Annotated in this window: 12 protein-coding genes; 4 read left to right on the top strand and 8 right to left on the bottom strand. The window is 67.3% G+C overall.

All coding sequences use genetic code 11. The features are described from left to right. Positions 1 to 2: 2 nt before the first annotated feature. From AAC979_RS04810 to AAC979_RS04800, 3 genes are all read right to left on the bottom strand, one after another. Entirely contained in the window at positions 3 to 977 is a 975-nt protein-coding gene (locus AAC979_RS04810; RefSeq protein WP_371345708.1) for a branched-chain amino acid ABC transporter permease, read from the bottom strand. Between the two features lie 4 nt (positions 978 to 981). After that, entirely contained in the window at positions 982 to 1,848 is an 867-nt protein-coding gene (locus tag AAC979_RS04805) for a branched-chain amino acid ABC transporter permease (protein ID WP_371345707.1), read from the bottom strand. Between the two features lie 68 nt (positions 1,849 to 1,916). Continuing rightward, positions 1,917 to 3,113, bottom strand: coding sequence for an ABC transporter substrate-binding protein (locus AAC979_RS04800; RefSeq protein WP_371345706.1), 1,197 nt, complete (start codon positions 3,111 to 3,113; stop codon positions 1,917 to 1,919). A gap of 217 nt (positions 3,114 to 3,330) precedes the next feature. Between AAC979_RS04800 and puuE the strand changes: the two genes are divergently transcribed. Genes puuE through AAC979_RS04785 form a run of 3 tightly spaced genes read left to right on the top strand, consistent with a single transcriptional unit; the run spans position 3,331 to position 6,756 of the window. Beyond that, positions 3,331 to 4,251 carry an allantoinase PuuE gene (puuE, locus tag AAC979_RS04795; RefSeq protein ID WP_371345705.1) on the top strand — a complete coding sequence of 307 codons (921 nt, stop codon included), beginning with the start codon at positions 3,331 to 3,333 and terminating at the stop codon, positions 4,249 to 4,251. After that, the gene (locus AAC979_RS04790; protein WP_371345704.1) at positions 4,248 to 5,507 is read left to right on the top strand and encodes an allantoate amidohydrolase; all 1,260 of its coding nucleotides are present in this window, start codon (positions 4,248 to 4,250) and stop codon (positions 5,505 to 5,507) included. Before puuE ends, AAC979_RS04790 begins: the two co-directional genes overlap by 4 nt. Positions 5,508 to 5,517: 10 nt before the next feature. Then, the gene (locus AAC979_RS04785) at positions 5,518 to 6,756 is read left to right on the top strand and encodes a M20/M25/M40 family metallo-hydrolase (protein WP_371345703.1); all 1,239 of its coding nucleotides are present in this window, start codon (positions 5,518 to 5,520) and stop codon (positions 6,754 to 6,756) included. 170 nt (positions 6,757 to 6,926) lie between these two features. Here AAC979_RS04785 and AAC979_RS04780 read toward each other — a convergent pair whose 3' ends face one another. From AAC979_RS04780 to AAC979_RS04765, 4 genes are all read right to left on the bottom strand, one after another. Next, positions 6,927 to 7,142 carry a cold-shock protein gene (locus AAC979_RS04780; RefSeq protein WP_013165949.1) on the bottom strand — a complete coding sequence of 72 codons (216 nt, stop codon included), beginning with the start codon at positions 7,140 to 7,142 and terminating at the stop codon, positions 6,927 to 6,929. A gap of 272 nt (positions 7,143 to 7,414) precedes the next feature. Then, positions 7,415 to 7,627 carry a cold-shock protein gene (locus tag AAC979_RS04775; RefSeq protein ID WP_371345702.1) on the bottom strand — a complete coding sequence of 71 codons (213 nt, stop codon included), beginning with the start codon at positions 7,625 to 7,627 and terminating at the stop codon, positions 7,415 to 7,417. Between the two features lie 259 nt (positions 7,628 to 7,886). Further along, positions 7,887 to 8,207 (bottom strand): glycine zipper domain-containing protein, encoded by a 321-nt coding sequence (locus AAC979_RS04770; RefSeq protein WP_371345701.1) that lies wholly within the window; start codon positions 8,205 to 8,207, stop codon positions 7,887 to 7,889. Positions 8,208 to 8,360: 153 nt separating this feature from the next. Further along, positions 8,361 to 10,640: an NADP-dependent malic enzyme gene (locus tag AAC979_RS04765; RefSeq protein WP_371345700.1), complete on the bottom strand. Its 2,280-nt coding sequence runs from the start codon at positions 10,638 to 10,640 to the stop codon at positions 8,361 to 8,363. A gap of 196 nt (positions 10,641 to 10,836) precedes the next feature. Between AAC979_RS04765 and AAC979_RS04760 the strand changes: the two genes are divergently transcribed. Next, entirely contained in the window at positions 10,837 to 12,828 is a 1,992-nt protein-coding gene (locus tag AAC979_RS04760; RefSeq protein ID WP_371345699.1) for a hypothetical protein, read from the top strand. Positions 12,829 to 12,900: 72 nt separating this feature from the next. Here AAC979_RS04760 and aspS read toward each other — a convergent pair whose 3' ends face one another. Continuing rightward, positions 12,901 to 14,673: an aspartate--tRNA ligase gene (aspS, locus tag AAC979_RS04755; RefSeq protein ID WP_371345698.1), complete on the bottom strand. Its 1,773-nt coding sequence runs from the start codon at positions 14,671 to 14,673 to the stop codon at positions 12,901 to 12,903. Positions 14,674 to 14,780 lie beyond the last annotated feature (107 nt).

Below are 14,780 nucleotides of genomic sequence, written 5' to 3'. Positions count from 1 at the left end.
GCTCAGGCTCCCTTCTTGCGGGGCAGCCGCAGGCTGAGCAGCCCATTGGGCAGCACCAGCATCAGCACGATCAGCGCGCTGGAGAAGATGAGAAGCTGGTAGGTGCCGGTCTGGAACAGCATGTCCCAGCCGAAATACAGCGCGAAGGTGCCGAGGATCGGCCCCAGCACATAATGGAGGCCGCCGAGGAAGCAGTTCAGCATGAAGTTGACGGAATCGGCGACCGTGAAGCTCGAGGGATAGATGGACTGCGAGATCGCCGCGAACATCGCCCCGCCGAGCCCGCCGAGGAAGGAGGAGATCGCATAGGCGAGCAGGCGGATCGAGGCGATGTTGACGCCGATGGAGGACGCAAGCTCCTCATTCTGCTGCAACGACAGGCAGATATGGCCGATGCGCGAATGCACGAGGCGGTACAGCGCGCCGAAGCACAGCACCAGCAGCAGCACGGCGGCGATATAGAAAGCGAGGCGCGGATTCTCCAGCGTGGCGAAGTCCGGGATCAGCGTCAGGCCGAACAGGCTGACCCCGCCCGGCAGCGGGATGGAGACGATGCCCTTGGCGCCATTGGTGATCGGTACGGCGAGGGCGAGAAGGCGCATCACCTCGGTCAGCGTCAGCGTGACCATGGCGAAGTAGACGCCACGCAGCCGCAGGATCGGCAGGCCGATCAGCACGCTGGCGAGCGCGCAGACGAGGCCCGCCGCCGGCAGGGTGAGCCAGAACGACACGCCATAGGTCGTGACCAGAATGGCCGAGACATAGCCGCCCAGCAGCGCGAAGGCGCCCTGGCCGATATTGATGCGGCCGATATAGAAGGTCAGCCACACACCGCCGCTGATGATGGCGAGCAGCGCGACCGAGGTGAGGGTGTAATAGAGGTCGCTGCGCCCGGTCGCGGCGATCAGGGCCGGCACGCCGACCAGCAGGAACAGGACGAAGGCGGCGGCGAGGAGAAGCTTGCTTGCGTTGTTCACCGGTTCAGCCCCACGGCTTGCCCATCAGCCCGTTGGGGCGAAGGCTCAGGAACACCATCAGCAGCACGAAGATGACGAGGTAGGTCACGTCGCCGAACTCGCGCAGCACGTTCAGCCCGACCGATTCCATCATGCCGAGGATAAAGCCGCCGGCGATGGCGCCGCCGACGACGCCCGCGCCGCCGATCATCACCATGAGGAATGCCTTGATCGAGATCGGGCCGCCAATGCCGGAATTGACGCCGGTAATCGTCACCAGCAGGCCGCCGACGACACCCGCGAGCAGCGCGCCGAGCGCGAAGCCGATCATCGAGTAGCGGTCGACATTCACGCCCATCAGTTGCGCCGCCACCCGGTCCTGCGCCAGCGCCCGCATGGCGCGCCCGGTGCGGCTGTACTGCATATAGGCCATGAAGGCGGCGATCATCGCGATGGCGACGACGCCAACCAGAATGCGGTCATAGGGCATGACCAGGCTGTCGGAGATGAACACGCCATTGATGATCTTCGGCACGCCGCGCTGCTTCTCGCCGAACAGGATGAGAATGATGGCGTCCATCAGGAAGGCGATCGCCGCGGCGAGCAGCATGGTGCTCTCCTCGCGCGAACTTCGCCGGATCACCGGGCGGAAGAGGAATTTCTCCACCAGCGCGCCGACAATGGCGAGGGTCAGTGCCGAACAGGCCAGCGCCAGCACGAAGGGCAGGCCGAGCTGGCCATAGATCGTGTAGGTGACGAAGCCGCCGAGGACGTACATCTGCCCATGGGCGAAGTTGAGCACGTTCATCAGCGCGAAGATGAGGGTCAGTCCGAGCGCGATCAGCGCATATTGCGCGCCGAGATACAGCCCGTTGGCGATAACCTGTTCCATCCGAGGATCTCCATCGGTGAGAGGCCGGCACGCAGGCGCGCACCGGCCTCAACGGGGGTGAAGAGCCTTCAGTCGACTTCGCCGACGAACAGGGTCTCGAACTTGCCGTCCTTGTACTGTGTCACCACCATCGGCACGGAAAGCTGGCGCTTCTGGCCGAAGGAGGTGGCACCGACATATTTCAGCGTGCCGTCCTTCACATAAGGATTGGGCGCGCTGAACGTGTCGATGGTCTGCTTGAATTCGGCGACATCGTTGATCGCCTTCGGATTGGCCTTCAGCGTTTCGATGATGTAGTCGAGCGCATAGACCTTGGTGTTGGACTCGTCATTATACTCGCCATACTTCTTGGTATAGCGGTCGATGAACTCGTCCATGGTCTTGGAGCGGATCTCCGGCGTCGAGGCGCCGCCGACCGAGATGAAGCCATCGGCCAGTTCGCCGGCGCCTTCCTGCAGCACCGCCGCGTCATGCGCGGTCTCGGTGGAAATGAGGCCGGTATAGCCGAGCTCGCGCGCGGCGCGGATCAGCAGCGGCGCATTGCCGGGCGAGACGCCGGACAGCACCAGCAGATCGGGCTTCAGCCGGATGATCGGCGTGAGGACAGGTGTGAAGTCACGGGTGTCGTTGGGATAGGTGTCGTTCTGCGCCACCACCTCAAGGCCCAGCGCCTTGGCCGCCGCCACGCCGCCATCGCGCTGGCTCAGCGGGTCGGATTCATTGGCGGCGACAAAAGCCACCGTCTTCACGCCCTTGTTTTCCTTCAGATACTTATAGATGGCCGGCGCCGACTGATAGTTCGCGACCATGCCCAGCACGGCGTTGGACGCCGGCTTGGTGTAAAGCTCCTTGGGGAAGGCATAGGGGAAATAGATGATCCCCTTGGATTCCGCGACCGGCCGCACGGCGGCGGCGCCGTCATCGACATTCGGCCCCACGACATAATGGATGCCCTCCTGCGCCATCTTCTCCATGCCGGCAATGGCGCGCTTGGGGTCCTTCTGGTCGTCAAAGGTGACGATGCTGATCTTGTAGGTGTCGTCGCCGATCTTCACCCCGCCCAGTTCGTTGAGCCAGTCGGCGCGGACCTGCATCGAACGCACATTGGAGGTGCCCCAGGCGGCGGCGGGGCCGCTGGTGACGCCGACGAAGCCGATCTTCAGCTCCTTCTCGGCCGCGTGGAGAGGGCCGAAACCGGCCGAAAGGGCAAGCAGGGAGACGGCGGCAAGGGCCGTGCCCCTCAGGACTGAGCGACGTGTGATCATTCGGGTGCTTCCTCTGTGAACCGACACGGTCGGCGCCTTGGCGGCGCTCTGGTCTCCCGCGTTCGGCCGGATCAGAGTACACGCCCGGAGGATTGTCAACATTGACGGATATTTTTGGATACAATATCGTATGCGAAAGAAAAACAGCGCCGCGACCTTTGCCGGCCGCGCCTGCCGCTTGACCTTTTTCCCCTTCCTTCCAGATACTTGTGACAGCATGGCCCCGCATACGCCCTATCCCCGCGATCTTCTCGGCTATGGCCGCGCGGCGCCCGATCCCCGCTGGCCGGGCGGGGCGCGGGTCGCCGTCCAGTTCGTGGTCAATTATGAGGAAGGCGGCGAAAACTGCCTGCTGCACGGCGACGCCGCCTCCGAAGCCTTCCTCTCCGATGTGCTCGGCGCCCAGCCCTGGCCGGGGCAGCGGCACATGAATGTCGAGAGCATGTATGAATATGGATCGCGTGCCGGCTTCTGGCGGCTGCGGCGCATTTTCCGCGAGCGCGACCTGCCGGTGACGGTCTATGGCGTCGCCACCGCGCTGATGCGCTCGCCGGAGCAGGTGGCGGCGATGAAGGAAGATGGCTGGGAAATCGCCAGCCACGGACTGAAATGGATCGACTACCGCAACATCCCCGAGACGGAAGAGCGCGCGCATCTGCGCGAGGCCATCCGCCTTCACCGCGAGGTGACGGGCGAGCGCCCGCTCGGCATGTATCTCGGCCGCACCTCGGAGAACACGCAGCGTCTGGTGATGGAGGAAGGCGGCTTCCGCTATTCCTCGGATTCCTACGCCGACGACCTGCCCTATTGGCTGAACGGTCCCACGGGCCCGCATCTCGTCATCCCCTACACGCTCGACGCCAACGACATGCGCTTCACCAACGCGCAGGGCTTTGCCCATGGCGAGGACTTCTTCGTCTATCTGCGCGACAGCTTCGACCAGCTCTATGAGGAGGGCGCCGACGCCCCGCGCATGATGACGGTCGGCCTGCATTGCCGCCTCGCCGGCCGCCCCGGCCGCGCCCGCGGGCTGGTGCGGTTTCTCGACCATCTCGCGCGCCATGACCGTGTGTGGATTCCCCGCCGCATCGACATCGCCGAGCACTGGCACCGCGAGCACCCGCCGGTAGCGGTATGAGCAGCGCCCCCTCCCCCCTGCCGCGCGGCGCAGCGCTGATGGCGCGGCTCAATGAGCTCGCCCGCCATTCCGACGAGCCGGGCCGGCTGACCCGGCTCTATCTCTCGCCCGCCCATCGCAGCGCGGCGCGGCTCGTTGCCGGCTGGATGGAAGAGGCCGGGATGAGCGTGCACATGGATGCCGTCGGCAACGTCATCGGCCGCTATGCCGGCCAGACGGCGGACGCGCCGGCGCTGCTGCTCGGCTCGCATATCGACACGGTGCGCGACGCCGGCAAATATGACGGCAATCTCGGCGTGCTCGCCGCCATCCAGGCGGTGGCCGAGCTGAACGCGCAGGGCGAGCGCCTGCCGGTCGCGCTGGAGGTGATCGCCTTCGGCGATGAGGAAGGCGTGCGCTTTCCCGTCACCCTTTCCGGCTCGCGCGCCATCGCCGGCACGCTCGACCCCTCAGTTCTTGAGGCGCGCGATGCCGATGGCATACGGCTGGGCGACGCGCTCGCCGCTTTCGGCGGCCAACCCGACGCCCTCGCCAGTGCCCGGCACGAGGCCAGCGACGTGGCGGGTTATGTCGAACTCCACATCGAGCAGGGCCCGGTGCTGGAAAGCGAGGATCTCGCCGTCGGCATCGTCACCGCCATCAGCGGCGCCAGCCGCTTCACCCTCGACATCGACGGCGAGGCCGGCCATGCCGGCACGGTGCCGATGCATCTGCGCCACGACGCGGTGGCGGCGGCGGCGGAGATTGTGCTCGCGGTGGAGGATCTGGCGCGGCGCACGCCCGACCTCGTGGCGACGGTCGGCTGCTTCACCGCCCTGCCCGGCGCGGTGAATGTCATCGCCGCCGGCGCCCGCCTCACCCTCGACATACGCAGCCCGCGCGACGAGGTGCGGCTCGGCGCCATCGCCCAATTGCAGCGGAGCTTCGACGCCATCGCCGCCCGGCGCGGGGTCGCGCTGCGGCTGCAGCGCTTCTACGAGGCGCCGGCGGTGGCCTGCGACGACGATCTGCAGGCGCGGCTCGCGCGCGCGGTGGAACGTCAGAACATCGCCCCCCGGCGGCTGCCGAGCGGCGCCGGCCATGACGGGCTCGCCATGGCCGCGCTCTGCCCGGTGGGCATGCTGTTCGTGCGCTGCGCCGGCGGCGTGAGCCACAGCCCCACTGAGTCGATCACCGTCGAGGATGCCGGGACGGCGGTCGCCGTGCTGCTCGATTTCCTCCGCGATTACGCGCCGCCCCGGCGCCCAGCCTGCTGACAGGTACCCCATGTCCACGCTTGCCCACCGCCTCGCCGACTTCATCGACCAGGAGCGCGCGCGCCAGATCCGCTTCCTCGCCGAGATCGTGCGCTTTCCCTCCGACAATCCGCCCGGCGACTGCGCCCCGCATGCCGAGCACACCGCGCGGCTGATCGAAGCGCTCGGCTTCACCGTCGAGCGCCATCGCGTGCCGGACGAGCTGGTGCGCGCCAATGGCATGGTGTCGGCCACCAATCTGATCGTGCGCCACCGTTTCGGCGAGGGCCCGGTGGTGGCGCTCAACGCCCATGGCGATGTGGTGCCGCCGGGCGAAGGCTGGACCCATGACCCCTATGGCGCCGAGATCGTCGATGGCTGGATGTATGGGCGCGGCGTCGCCGTCTCCAAATCCGACTTCGCCACCTATCTCTGGGCGCTGATCGCGCTGAAGCAGAGCGGCGCGGCGCTCGGCGGCACGGTGGAACTGCACTTCACCTATGACGAGGAGGCCGGCGGCGAGATCGGGCCGGGCTGGCTGCTGCGCGAAGGGCTGAGCCGGCCGGACTACGCCCTTTCCGCCGGCTTCTCCTATGGCGTCGTCAACGCCCATAATGGCTGTCTGCATCTGGAAGTCGAGGTCAACGGCCGCTCGGCCCATGCCGCCAAGCCCTTCACCGGCATCGACGCGCTGGAAGCGGCCAATCATGTGCTGAGCGCGCTCTATGCCTGGCGCAAAGGGCTGGCGGCGCGCGTCTCCGCCATTGCCGGCATTGGCAGCCCGCAAATGACGGTGGGGCTGATCCGGGGCGGCATCAACACCAATGTCGTGCCCGACCGCATCACCTTCCGCCTCGACCGGCGGATGATCCCGGAAGAGAACCCGGCCGAGGTGGAAGCGGAACTGCGGGCGGTGATCGCGGCGGCGGCACAGGATTTCCCGGATGCCCGGGTGGAGGTGCGCCGCATCCTGCTCGCCACCCCGCTCACCCCGACCCCGGCCTCGCAGCATCTGAGCGCGCTGCTGTGCCGCCATGCCAGCGACATCATGGGCGAGACGGTCGAGGCCGTCGGCGTGCCGCTTTACACCGATGCCCGGCTCTATGCCGCCGCCGGCGTGCCGACCGTGCTCTACGGCGCCGGCCCGCGCTCCATCGAAGAGGCGAACGCCCATCGGGCGGATGAGCGCCTGCCGCTCGACGAACTGAACCGCGCCACCAAGGTGATCGCGCTCACTCTGGCCGATCTTCTCGGCGCCCGCCCGGCATAGGGATCGGCCTCGGGGAGAGGCCCCGCCGGGCGGCGGCCGCGCCGACGCCCGGCCTCACCAATTCAGCGGCACCTGCCTGGCGCAAAAGAAAGCCGCCGGCCCGGCGGGGCCAGCGGCTCTCCCTTGTTTACGCAGAAGCCGGCGGCAGGCGCCGGCCCCGTAGGGCTGGATCAGCCGACGCGCAGGTTGACCGCGGAGGTCTTGCCGGAACGCTGGTCGGTCTGCAGCTCGAAGGACACCTTCTCGCCGTCACGCAGGCCCTGGAGGCCCGAACGCTGAACCGCGCTGATGTGGACGAACACGTCCTTGCCAGCGCCATCGGGCTGAATGAAGCCGTAGCCCTTCTGATCGTTGAACCACTTCACGGTGCCGGTCTGGGTAGACATTAGGATAGTCTCACGTATCGAGGTTGCACATCCGGCCTGGCCGGGGCCATGCCGCTGGGTCGAATTTGGAAGAAAAGCTGAACGTGCACCCGCAGGTGAAACGGCCCAGAGTCCAGCCAAAGTCTGCGCGAGAGACTAGCGCGAATGGCTGTGTTTGCAAGAGGCGCGACGGGCGGAAGCAGTAGTTCCGCAGCGAAATGTCGCCGCTCCGGGAGCGACGACATTGTATTGATTCTCATCGGACGCGAACGACCGATGCGGGGCCCGCCGGCTCAGAGCGGACGGAGATTGACCGCGGAGGTCTTGCCCGAGCGCTGGTCCGTCTGCAGCTCGAACGAGATCTTGTCGCCGTCGCGCAGCCCCTGCAGGCCCGAGCGCTGCACCGCGCTGATGTGGACGAACACGTCCTTGCCGCCATTATCGGGCTGGATGAAGCCGTAGCCCTTCTGCTCGTTGAACCACTTAACCGTGCCGGTATCCGCCATCAGAGACAACCTTCGAGACCAGTGAGACCCCGGCGGCCTCTCAGCGAGCCCGCCGCACCGCGCGCATCCGCCTGCCGGCGGCGCCTTGCGGCAGCCCTCGTCCGGCGAATGGGCGACGGGGGGTAGCTTGGGCAAAAATGTGTCAATTCCACGGCGAAAACCGCCACATTCGCGCCATAAAGCAACCGGACGGCGAAAACTTACGTTACGTCAGCTTCGCGCCCTGTGCGACCGGAACGACGGCTCCCCGCGCCAGCGCTCAATAGCAGTAGTTCTTGCTGACCTTGACCACCTGCCCGTTGGGGTAGCGGTACAGGCACTTGCCGCTCGACCAGTAGTAATAGGACTTCTTCTTGTTCTTGTCGCTCTGGTTGCCGATGATCGCGCCGGTGGCGCCGCCGATCACCGCCCCCGCCACCGCGCCGCCGGCATTGCCACTGGCGGCGCCGCCGATGATGGCGCCGGCCGCCCCGCCAATGATCGCCCCCGCCGTCGTGTCATTGGCCCGCGCCGCACCGGGGGCAGCGGCAAGAAGACCGCCGGCCAGCGCCAGCGTCGCGAACATCAGGGGGGCGCGCATGAGAAGCTCTCCGGGGAGGCGGGGCCGTGCGGCCCCGCAGGTCATGAACATCCCGCCGCGACCTTCGCCGCGACGGGATGACGTTCGCCCGAGGGTATCATGAAGCCGTCGGGAGCAGAAGCGCGCCGGCCGGCGCGCCCTGCCCCCGCATACTCAGCCGTGCTGGGCTTCCACCACCGCGATGGCGGTCATGTTGACGATGCCGCGCGCCGTCACCGAGGGGGTGAGCACATGGGCGGGCTTGGCCGGGCCGAGCAGGATCGGCCCGACGGGAAGCGCGTCGCCGAACACCTTCACCATCTGGTAGCTGATATTGGCCGCATCGAGATTGGGCATTACGAGGATATTCGCCACGCCCTGCAGCCGCCCGCCCGGCAGCACCCGCTCGCGCATTTCCGGCACCAGCGCGCTGTCGCCCTCCATCTCGCCATCGACCATCAGGTCGGGGGCGCGCTGGAGAACGAGGTCGAGCGTGCGGCGCATCTTCTTGGCGCTCTCGTCGTCGCGGCTGCCGAAGTCGGAATGCGACAGCAGCGCCACTTTCGGCTCGATGCCGAAGCGGCGCACATGCGCGGCGGCAAGCTGCGCCATCTCCGCGAGGTCCTCGGCGGTGGGGTCGGTCTGCACCTGGGTGTCGCACAGGAAGAATGCGCCCTTCTGCGTCAGCAGCATGGACAGCGCCGCCACGTCGCGCACGCCGGGGGCGAGGCCGATAATGGTGCGGATATGGCGCAGATGGCGGATGAACCGGCCTTCCACCCCGCACAGCATGGTGTCGGCATCGCCGCGCACCACCGCCAGCGCGGCGATCACGGTCGGCGTGGTGCGCACCAGCGTGCGGGCGAGTTCGGGCGTCACCCCGCGCCGGCCGGCATGCTCGACATAGGTGGTGACATAGTCGCGGTAGCGCGGATCGTCCTCGGGATTGATGAGGTCGAATTCGCGCCCCGGCCGGATCGACAGGCCGAAGCGCTGCAGCCGGGTTTCCACCACCGAGGGACGGCCGATCAGGATCGGGCGGGCGATACCCTCCTCCACCACCACCTGCGCGGCGCGCAGGATGCGCTCATCCTCGCCCTCGGCATAGATCACCCGCTTGGGCGCCTGCTTGGCGAGGGCGAAGATCGGCTTCATCACCAGGCCGGAGCGGAAGACGAAGCGGTCGAGCTGTTCCTGATAGGCGTCGAAATCGGCGATCGGCCGCTTGGCGACACCCGACTCCATCGCCGCCTTGGCCACCGCCGGGGCGATGCGCAGGATCAGACGCGGATCGAAGGGCGAAGGAATGAGCGAGGTGGGGCCGAACACCGGCGTCTCGCCGCCATAGGCGCGGGCGACGACATCGGACGGCGTCTCGCGCGCCAGCTCGGCGATGGCGTTCACCGCCGCGACCTTCATCTCCTCATTGATCGTCGTCGCCCCCGCATCGAGCGCGCCGCGGAAGATGAAGGGGAAGCACAGGACATTGTTGACCTGGTTCGGGAAGTCCGAACGGCCGGTGCAGATCATCGCGTCGGGGCGCGCGTCGCGGGCGAGATCCGGCATGATTTCCGGGGTCGGGTTGGCCAGCGCCATGATCAGCGGGCGGTCGGCCATGGTCTTCAGCATTTCCGGCTTGAGCACGCCGCCGGCGGAGAGGCCGATGAAGATGTCGGCCCCCTCGATCACTTCGGCCAGAGTGCGCTTGTCGGTCTTCTGCGCGAACACCCCCTTATAGGGGTCCATCAGCTTCTCGCGGCCCTCATAGACCACGCCCTCGATGTCGGTGACCCAGATGTTCTCGCGCCGGGCGCCCATGGAGCGCAGCAGGTTCAGCGTGGCGATGGCGGCGGCGCCGGCGCCCGAGGTGACGATCTTCACGTCTTCCAGCTTCTTGCCGCCAATGTGGAGCGCATTGACGATGGCCGCCACCACGATGATGGCGGTGCCATGCTGGTCGTCATGGAAGACCGGGATCGCCATCTTCTCGCGCAGGCGCGTCTCGATCTCGAAGCATTCCGGCGCCTTGATGTCTTCGAGATTGATGCCGCCGAAGGTCGGCTCCAGCGCCGCCACCACGCTCACCACATGGTCCGGCTCCAGCGCGTTGATCTCGATGTCGAACACGTCGATGCCGGCGAATTTCTTGAACAGCACCGCCTTGCCTTCCATGACAGGCTTGGAGGCTTCCGGGCCGATATTGCCGAGGCCCAGCACGGCGGTGCCATTGGAGACGACGGCGACGAGGTTCTGCCGGGCGGTCAGTTCGGCCACAAGCTCCTTCTCCGCCGCGATCGCCTCGCACACGGCGGCGACGCCGGGCGTATAGGCAAGAGCGAGGTCGCGCTGGTTCGCAAGCGGCTTGGTGGCCTGGATCTCAAGCTTACCGGGACGCGGGTTGCGGTGATAGAACAGCGCGCCAGAGCGCAGATCGTCGGAGATGTAAGAGGCCATCGCTTTTTTTCCTTCCCCGGAGCGTGGCGGGGGAGCATAGGCATTCTACTCCGGCACACAACGGCTTTCCCATTTTCTGGTGCTGGACTTTCGGCGGTTGGTTTAAGGTAGGGCATCCGCCGCGACGGCCCGGCGAAACCCGTCCGCCCCGCTCGCCCACCAGGCCACCCCCGCTCGCCCCCCAGGTCAGCCTCGCATGCGCAAGCCTTTCCTCATCGCTCTCATCGCCCTCCTTGTCGTTGGAATCGTCGGCTATTTCGGCGTCGGCGCCTATATCAACCATGTCGCGCGCAGCGAGGTCGATTCGGCTCTCGCCACCCTTCGGGCGGGCGGCACCGAGGCGAGCGTGAGCGATGTACGCTACGATCTGTTCGCCGGCCGCTTCGAGATGCACGGCCTCTCCCTCGCCGGCCCGGCACAGGGCTCGCTGAAGATCGGCACGCTGGTGGCCAACGGCATCGAGCAGCGCGCCGACCGCGTCTTCGCCCGGGAGGTGGACCTTGCCGAGGTGACGCTGAGCCCGCCGCTCGGTGTCGCCGGCGCCGACACCACGCAATATCATGCCCCGCACGCGGTCATCACCGCGGTGGAATTTCCCATCCGCGCGCCGGTGGACGGCACTCCGCCACAGATCGCGCTGAGCTTCCTGCGCCAGATCACCGCCGAGCGCGTCGATATCCCCGCCTCCACCGGGACCGGCAGCAGCGGGACGGGGGAGACGCGGGTGACCACCGAGGAGACCAACGGCGCCATCCGGCTCGACGCGCTCGCCAAGGGCCGCTTCGCCAGCGTCGCCGCCGAACCCTCGCGCTTCACCATCAGCGGCGCGCAGGGCAACCTCGGCGCAGGCTCCGTGGGGCGGGTCGAGATCAAGGGCTTCGATCTCGCGGCGCTGCTGATCCTTGTCGATTCCGAACTGCGCGAGGCGAGCGACGAGTTCGTCACCCTGTACGATTCCATCTCCATGGCCGATTACGAGATGACGCTGGAAGGCGGCATCGCGCAGCGGATGAAAAGCCTGGCGATGAAGGAGGTGGCGATCCGCCCCGCCGCCATTCCGGTCGAGAGCATCATCGCCATGCGCGGGCAGATGGAGCGGCTCGCGGCCGCCGGCACCCAGGCCCCGCCGGAGGAGGCCGCCGCACTGTTCCGCCTGCTCGCCGGCATCTATGACGAGGGCATCCGCCTCGGCGGTCTTTCCATCGACACGCTGGAAGGCACCGCCCCCGGCGGCGTCGCCTATGGTGTCGGCAGCTTCGCTCTCGGCGTCGTCGATGGCGGGCGGATGGCCAGCCTGACGCTGGAACGGCTCACCGGCACCGGGCCGGAGGGCGGCACGTTCGAACTCGGCCGCTTCGCGCTCAGCGGGCTGCGCGCCGGCACGCTGATGGCGCTGCTGGCCGACACCGCCGAGAATCCCGCCACGGTCGGCCGCTGGCCGGCGCCGTTCTTCAACACGCTCGAATCCGTCGCCATCGACAAGCTGAAAGCCCCGACGGAAGACGGCTCGCCGCTCGACATCGACCGCTTCGCCCTCACCTGGACCGCCGAGCCGGACGCCCTGCCAACCCGCATTTCCGCCACGCTGCGCATGAGCGGCCCCACCGCGATGATCCATGCCGGCAACTCCGCCTTCGCGCTGGTGCCGGGCCAGATGGCCCGGGCGAGCGTCGCCATGGATTTCGCCGCCGTCTGGAACGAGGCCGACGACACGGTGGTGGTCGAACCCGCCTATGTCGAAGTGTCCGACGCCTTCACCTTCAATGCCCGCCTCACCCTCAGCGCGGTGGATGACTCCGTCTTTTCCCCGCAGCCGGACGAGGCGCTGGCGGGCGCGGGCGAGGTGAATCTCGACGCCCTCGACCTCACCCTCACCGATGCCGGCCTTTACGACCAGAAGCTGGAGCAAGCGGCCAAGGAACAGGGCCTGAAGCCGGAGGAAATCCGCCAGCTCTTCGCCGGCTTCGCCGACCTTCTGCTCGGCCAGGCGGTGACGGACCGGCCGGAGCTCGGGCCGGCGGTGGATGCCTTCGTCCGCTTCGTGCAGACGCCGATGAGCACGCTGTCGCTGCGCATCACCCCGCGCAACCCGCCGCTGCCGATGATGCTGATCGTCGAGGCGCTGAACAGCGAGGACCCGCTGTCGCTGGTCGACGAGCTCGACATCACCACCCCCGCCGCACCCTGAACCCGGCGCCCCCAGAAAGCAGAAAGGGCGGCCAGTGGCCGCCCTTTTCGTTTCGTCCCGACCGTGCCGCTCTCACTTCTCCGGCAAATTGGTGCGGATGTGCAGCTCGCGAAGCTGCTTCGGGCTCGCCTCATTGGGCGCGCCCATGAGGATGTCCTGCGCCTGCTGGTTCATCGGGAAGATGGAGATTTCGCGCAGATTGGTGGTGCCGCACAGCAGCATCACGATGCGGTCGACACCCGCCGCCATGCCGCCATGCGGCGGCGCGCCATACTGGAAGGCGCGGTAGAGGCCGCCGAAGCGCTCCTGCACCGTCGCCTCGTCATAGCCGGCGATCTCGAACGCCTTCACCATCGCCTCGGGGCGATGGTTGCGGATGCCGCCGGACGCGATCTCATAGCCATTGCAGGCGATGTCGTACTGGAACGCCTTGATGGTGAGCGGATCCTGGGTGTTCAGCGCCTCCAGCCCGCCCTGCGGCATGGAGAAGGGGTTGTGCGAGAAGTCGACCTTCTTGTCGTCCTCGCTCCACTCATAGAACGGGAAGTCGACGATCCAGGCCAGCTCGAAGCGGTCATGGTCGACCAGCTTCAGTTCCTCGCCCACCTTGGTGCGGGCGCTGCCAGCGAACTTCACGAACTTCTCCGGGTTGCCGGCGACGAAGAAGGCGGCATCGCCTTCCTTGAGGCCGAGTTGCTGGCGGATGGCTTCCGTGCGCTCGGGCCCGATATTGTTGGCGAGCGGGCCGGCGCCCTCCCCGCCCTCGCGCCACATGATGTAGCCAAGCCCCGGCTGGCCCTCGCCCTGCGCCCAGCTATTCATGCGGTCGCAGAAGGCGCGGGAGCCGCCGCCGGTGCCGGGGATCGCCCACACCCGGTTCTTCGGGTCTTCCAGCATCCGCGCGAAGACCTTGAAGCCCGAGCCGCGAAAATGCTCGGACACGTCCTGCATCTCGATGGGGTTGCGCAGATCCGGCTTGTCGGTGCCGTATTTCTGCATCGACACCGCATAGGGGATGCGCGGCCAGTTCTTCGTCACCGGCTTGCCGTCGGCGAAGTCCTCGAACACGCCGGTGATGACCGGCTCGACGGCGGCGAAAATGTCTTCCTGCTCGACGAAGCTCATTTCCAGGTCGAGCTGGTAGAACTCGCCGGGCAGGCGGTCGGCGCGCGGGTCCTCGTCGCGGAAGCAGGGGGCGATCTGGAAGTAGCGGTCGAAGCCGCTCATCATGATCAGTTGCTTGTACTGCTGCGGCGCCTGCGGCAGGGCGTAAAACTTGCCGGGGTGCAGGCGCGAGGGCACCAGGAAGTCGCGCGCGCCTTCCGGCGAGGAGGCGGTGAGGATCGGCGTCTGGAACTCGAAGAAGCCCTGCGCCTTCATCTTCGCCCGCATGGCGTCGACGATGGCGCCGCGGGTCATGATGTTCTTGTGCAGCTTCTCGCGGCGCAGATCGAGGAAGCGGTAGCGCAGCCGCGTCTCCTCGGGGTACTCGACATCGCCGAAGACGGGCAGCGGCAGTTCGGCGGCGGGGCCCAGCACCTCGATCTCGGTGGCGTACATTTCCACCTGGCCGGTCGGCAGTTCCGGGTTCTCGGTACCGGCGGGGCGCAGGCGCACGCGGCCGTCGACCCGGATCACCCATTCCGCCCGCACCATCTCGGCCAGCTTGAAGGCCGGGCTGTCGGGGTCGACCACCACCTGGGTGAGGCCGTAATGGTCGCGCAGGTCGATGAACAGCACGCCGCCATGGTCGCGGATGCGATGGCACCAGCCGGACAGCCGCGCGGTGGTGCCGACATCGCCGGCGCGAAGGGCGCCACAGGTGTGCGAGCGGTAGCGGTGCATGGCGTCTTCCCGGAGTTGGTGCCGCCGAGGCCGGCGGATCATAGCAAAACACCCCTCACGCGGGGCGCGCGGAGGGGTGCATGCGAGGCTCGGCTTTGTCAAGACGA

This window comes from Ancylobacter sp. IITR112 (assembly GCF_041415945.1).
In the GTDB taxonomy this organism is placed as follows: Bacteria; Pseudomonadota; Alphaproteobacteria; order Rhizobiales; family Xanthobacteraceae; genus Ancylobacter.
Note: the sequence above shows the minus strand (reverse complement) of the source record. Positions and strands in the feature narration are given on the sequence as shown.

Coding starts and splice junctions, on each gene's coding strand:
- AAC979_RS04785 (WP_371345703.1), top strand. CDS start 5,518: ATGTCCACGCTTGCCCACCGCCTCGCCGACTTCATCGACCAGGAGCGC.
- AAC979_RS04775 (WP_371345702.1), bottom strand. CDS start 7,627: ATGGCGGATACCGGCACGGTTAAGTGGTTCAACGAGCAGAAGGGCTAC.
- AAC979_RS04805 (WP_371345707.1), bottom strand. CDS start 1,848: ATGGAACAGGTTATCGCCAACGGGCTGTATCTCGGCGCGCAATATGCG.
- AAC979_RS04800 (WP_371345706.1), bottom strand. CDS start 3,113: ATGATCACACGTCGCTCAGTCCTGAGGGGCACGGCCCTTGCCGCCGTC.
- AAC979_RS04770 (WP_371345701.1), bottom strand. CDS start 8,207: ATGCGCGCCCCCCTGATGTTCGCGACGCTGGCGCTGGCCGGCGGTCTT.
- AAC979_RS04790 (WP_371345704.1), top strand. CDS start 4,248: ATGAGCAGCGCCCCCTCCCCCCTGCCGCGCGGCGCAGCGCTGATGGCG.
- AAC979_RS04760 (WP_371345699.1), top strand. CDS start 10,837: ATGCGCAAGCCTTTCCTCATCGCTCTCATCGCCCTCCTTGTCGTTGGA.
- AAC979_RS04780 (WP_013165949.1), bottom strand. CDS start 7,142: ATGTCTACCCAGACCGGCACCGTGAAGTGGTTCAACGATCAGAAGGGC.
- aspS (WP_371345698.1), bottom strand. CDS start 14,673: ATGCACCGCTACCGCTCGCACACCTGTGGCGCCCTTCGCGCCGGCGAT.
- puuE (WP_371345705.1), top strand. CDS start 3,331: ATGGCCCCGCATACGCCCTATCCCCGCGATCTTCTCGGCTATGGCCGC.
- AAC979_RS04765 (WP_371345700.1), bottom strand. CDS start 10,640: ATGGCCTCTTACATCTCCGACGATCTGCGCTCTGGCGCGCTGTTCTAT.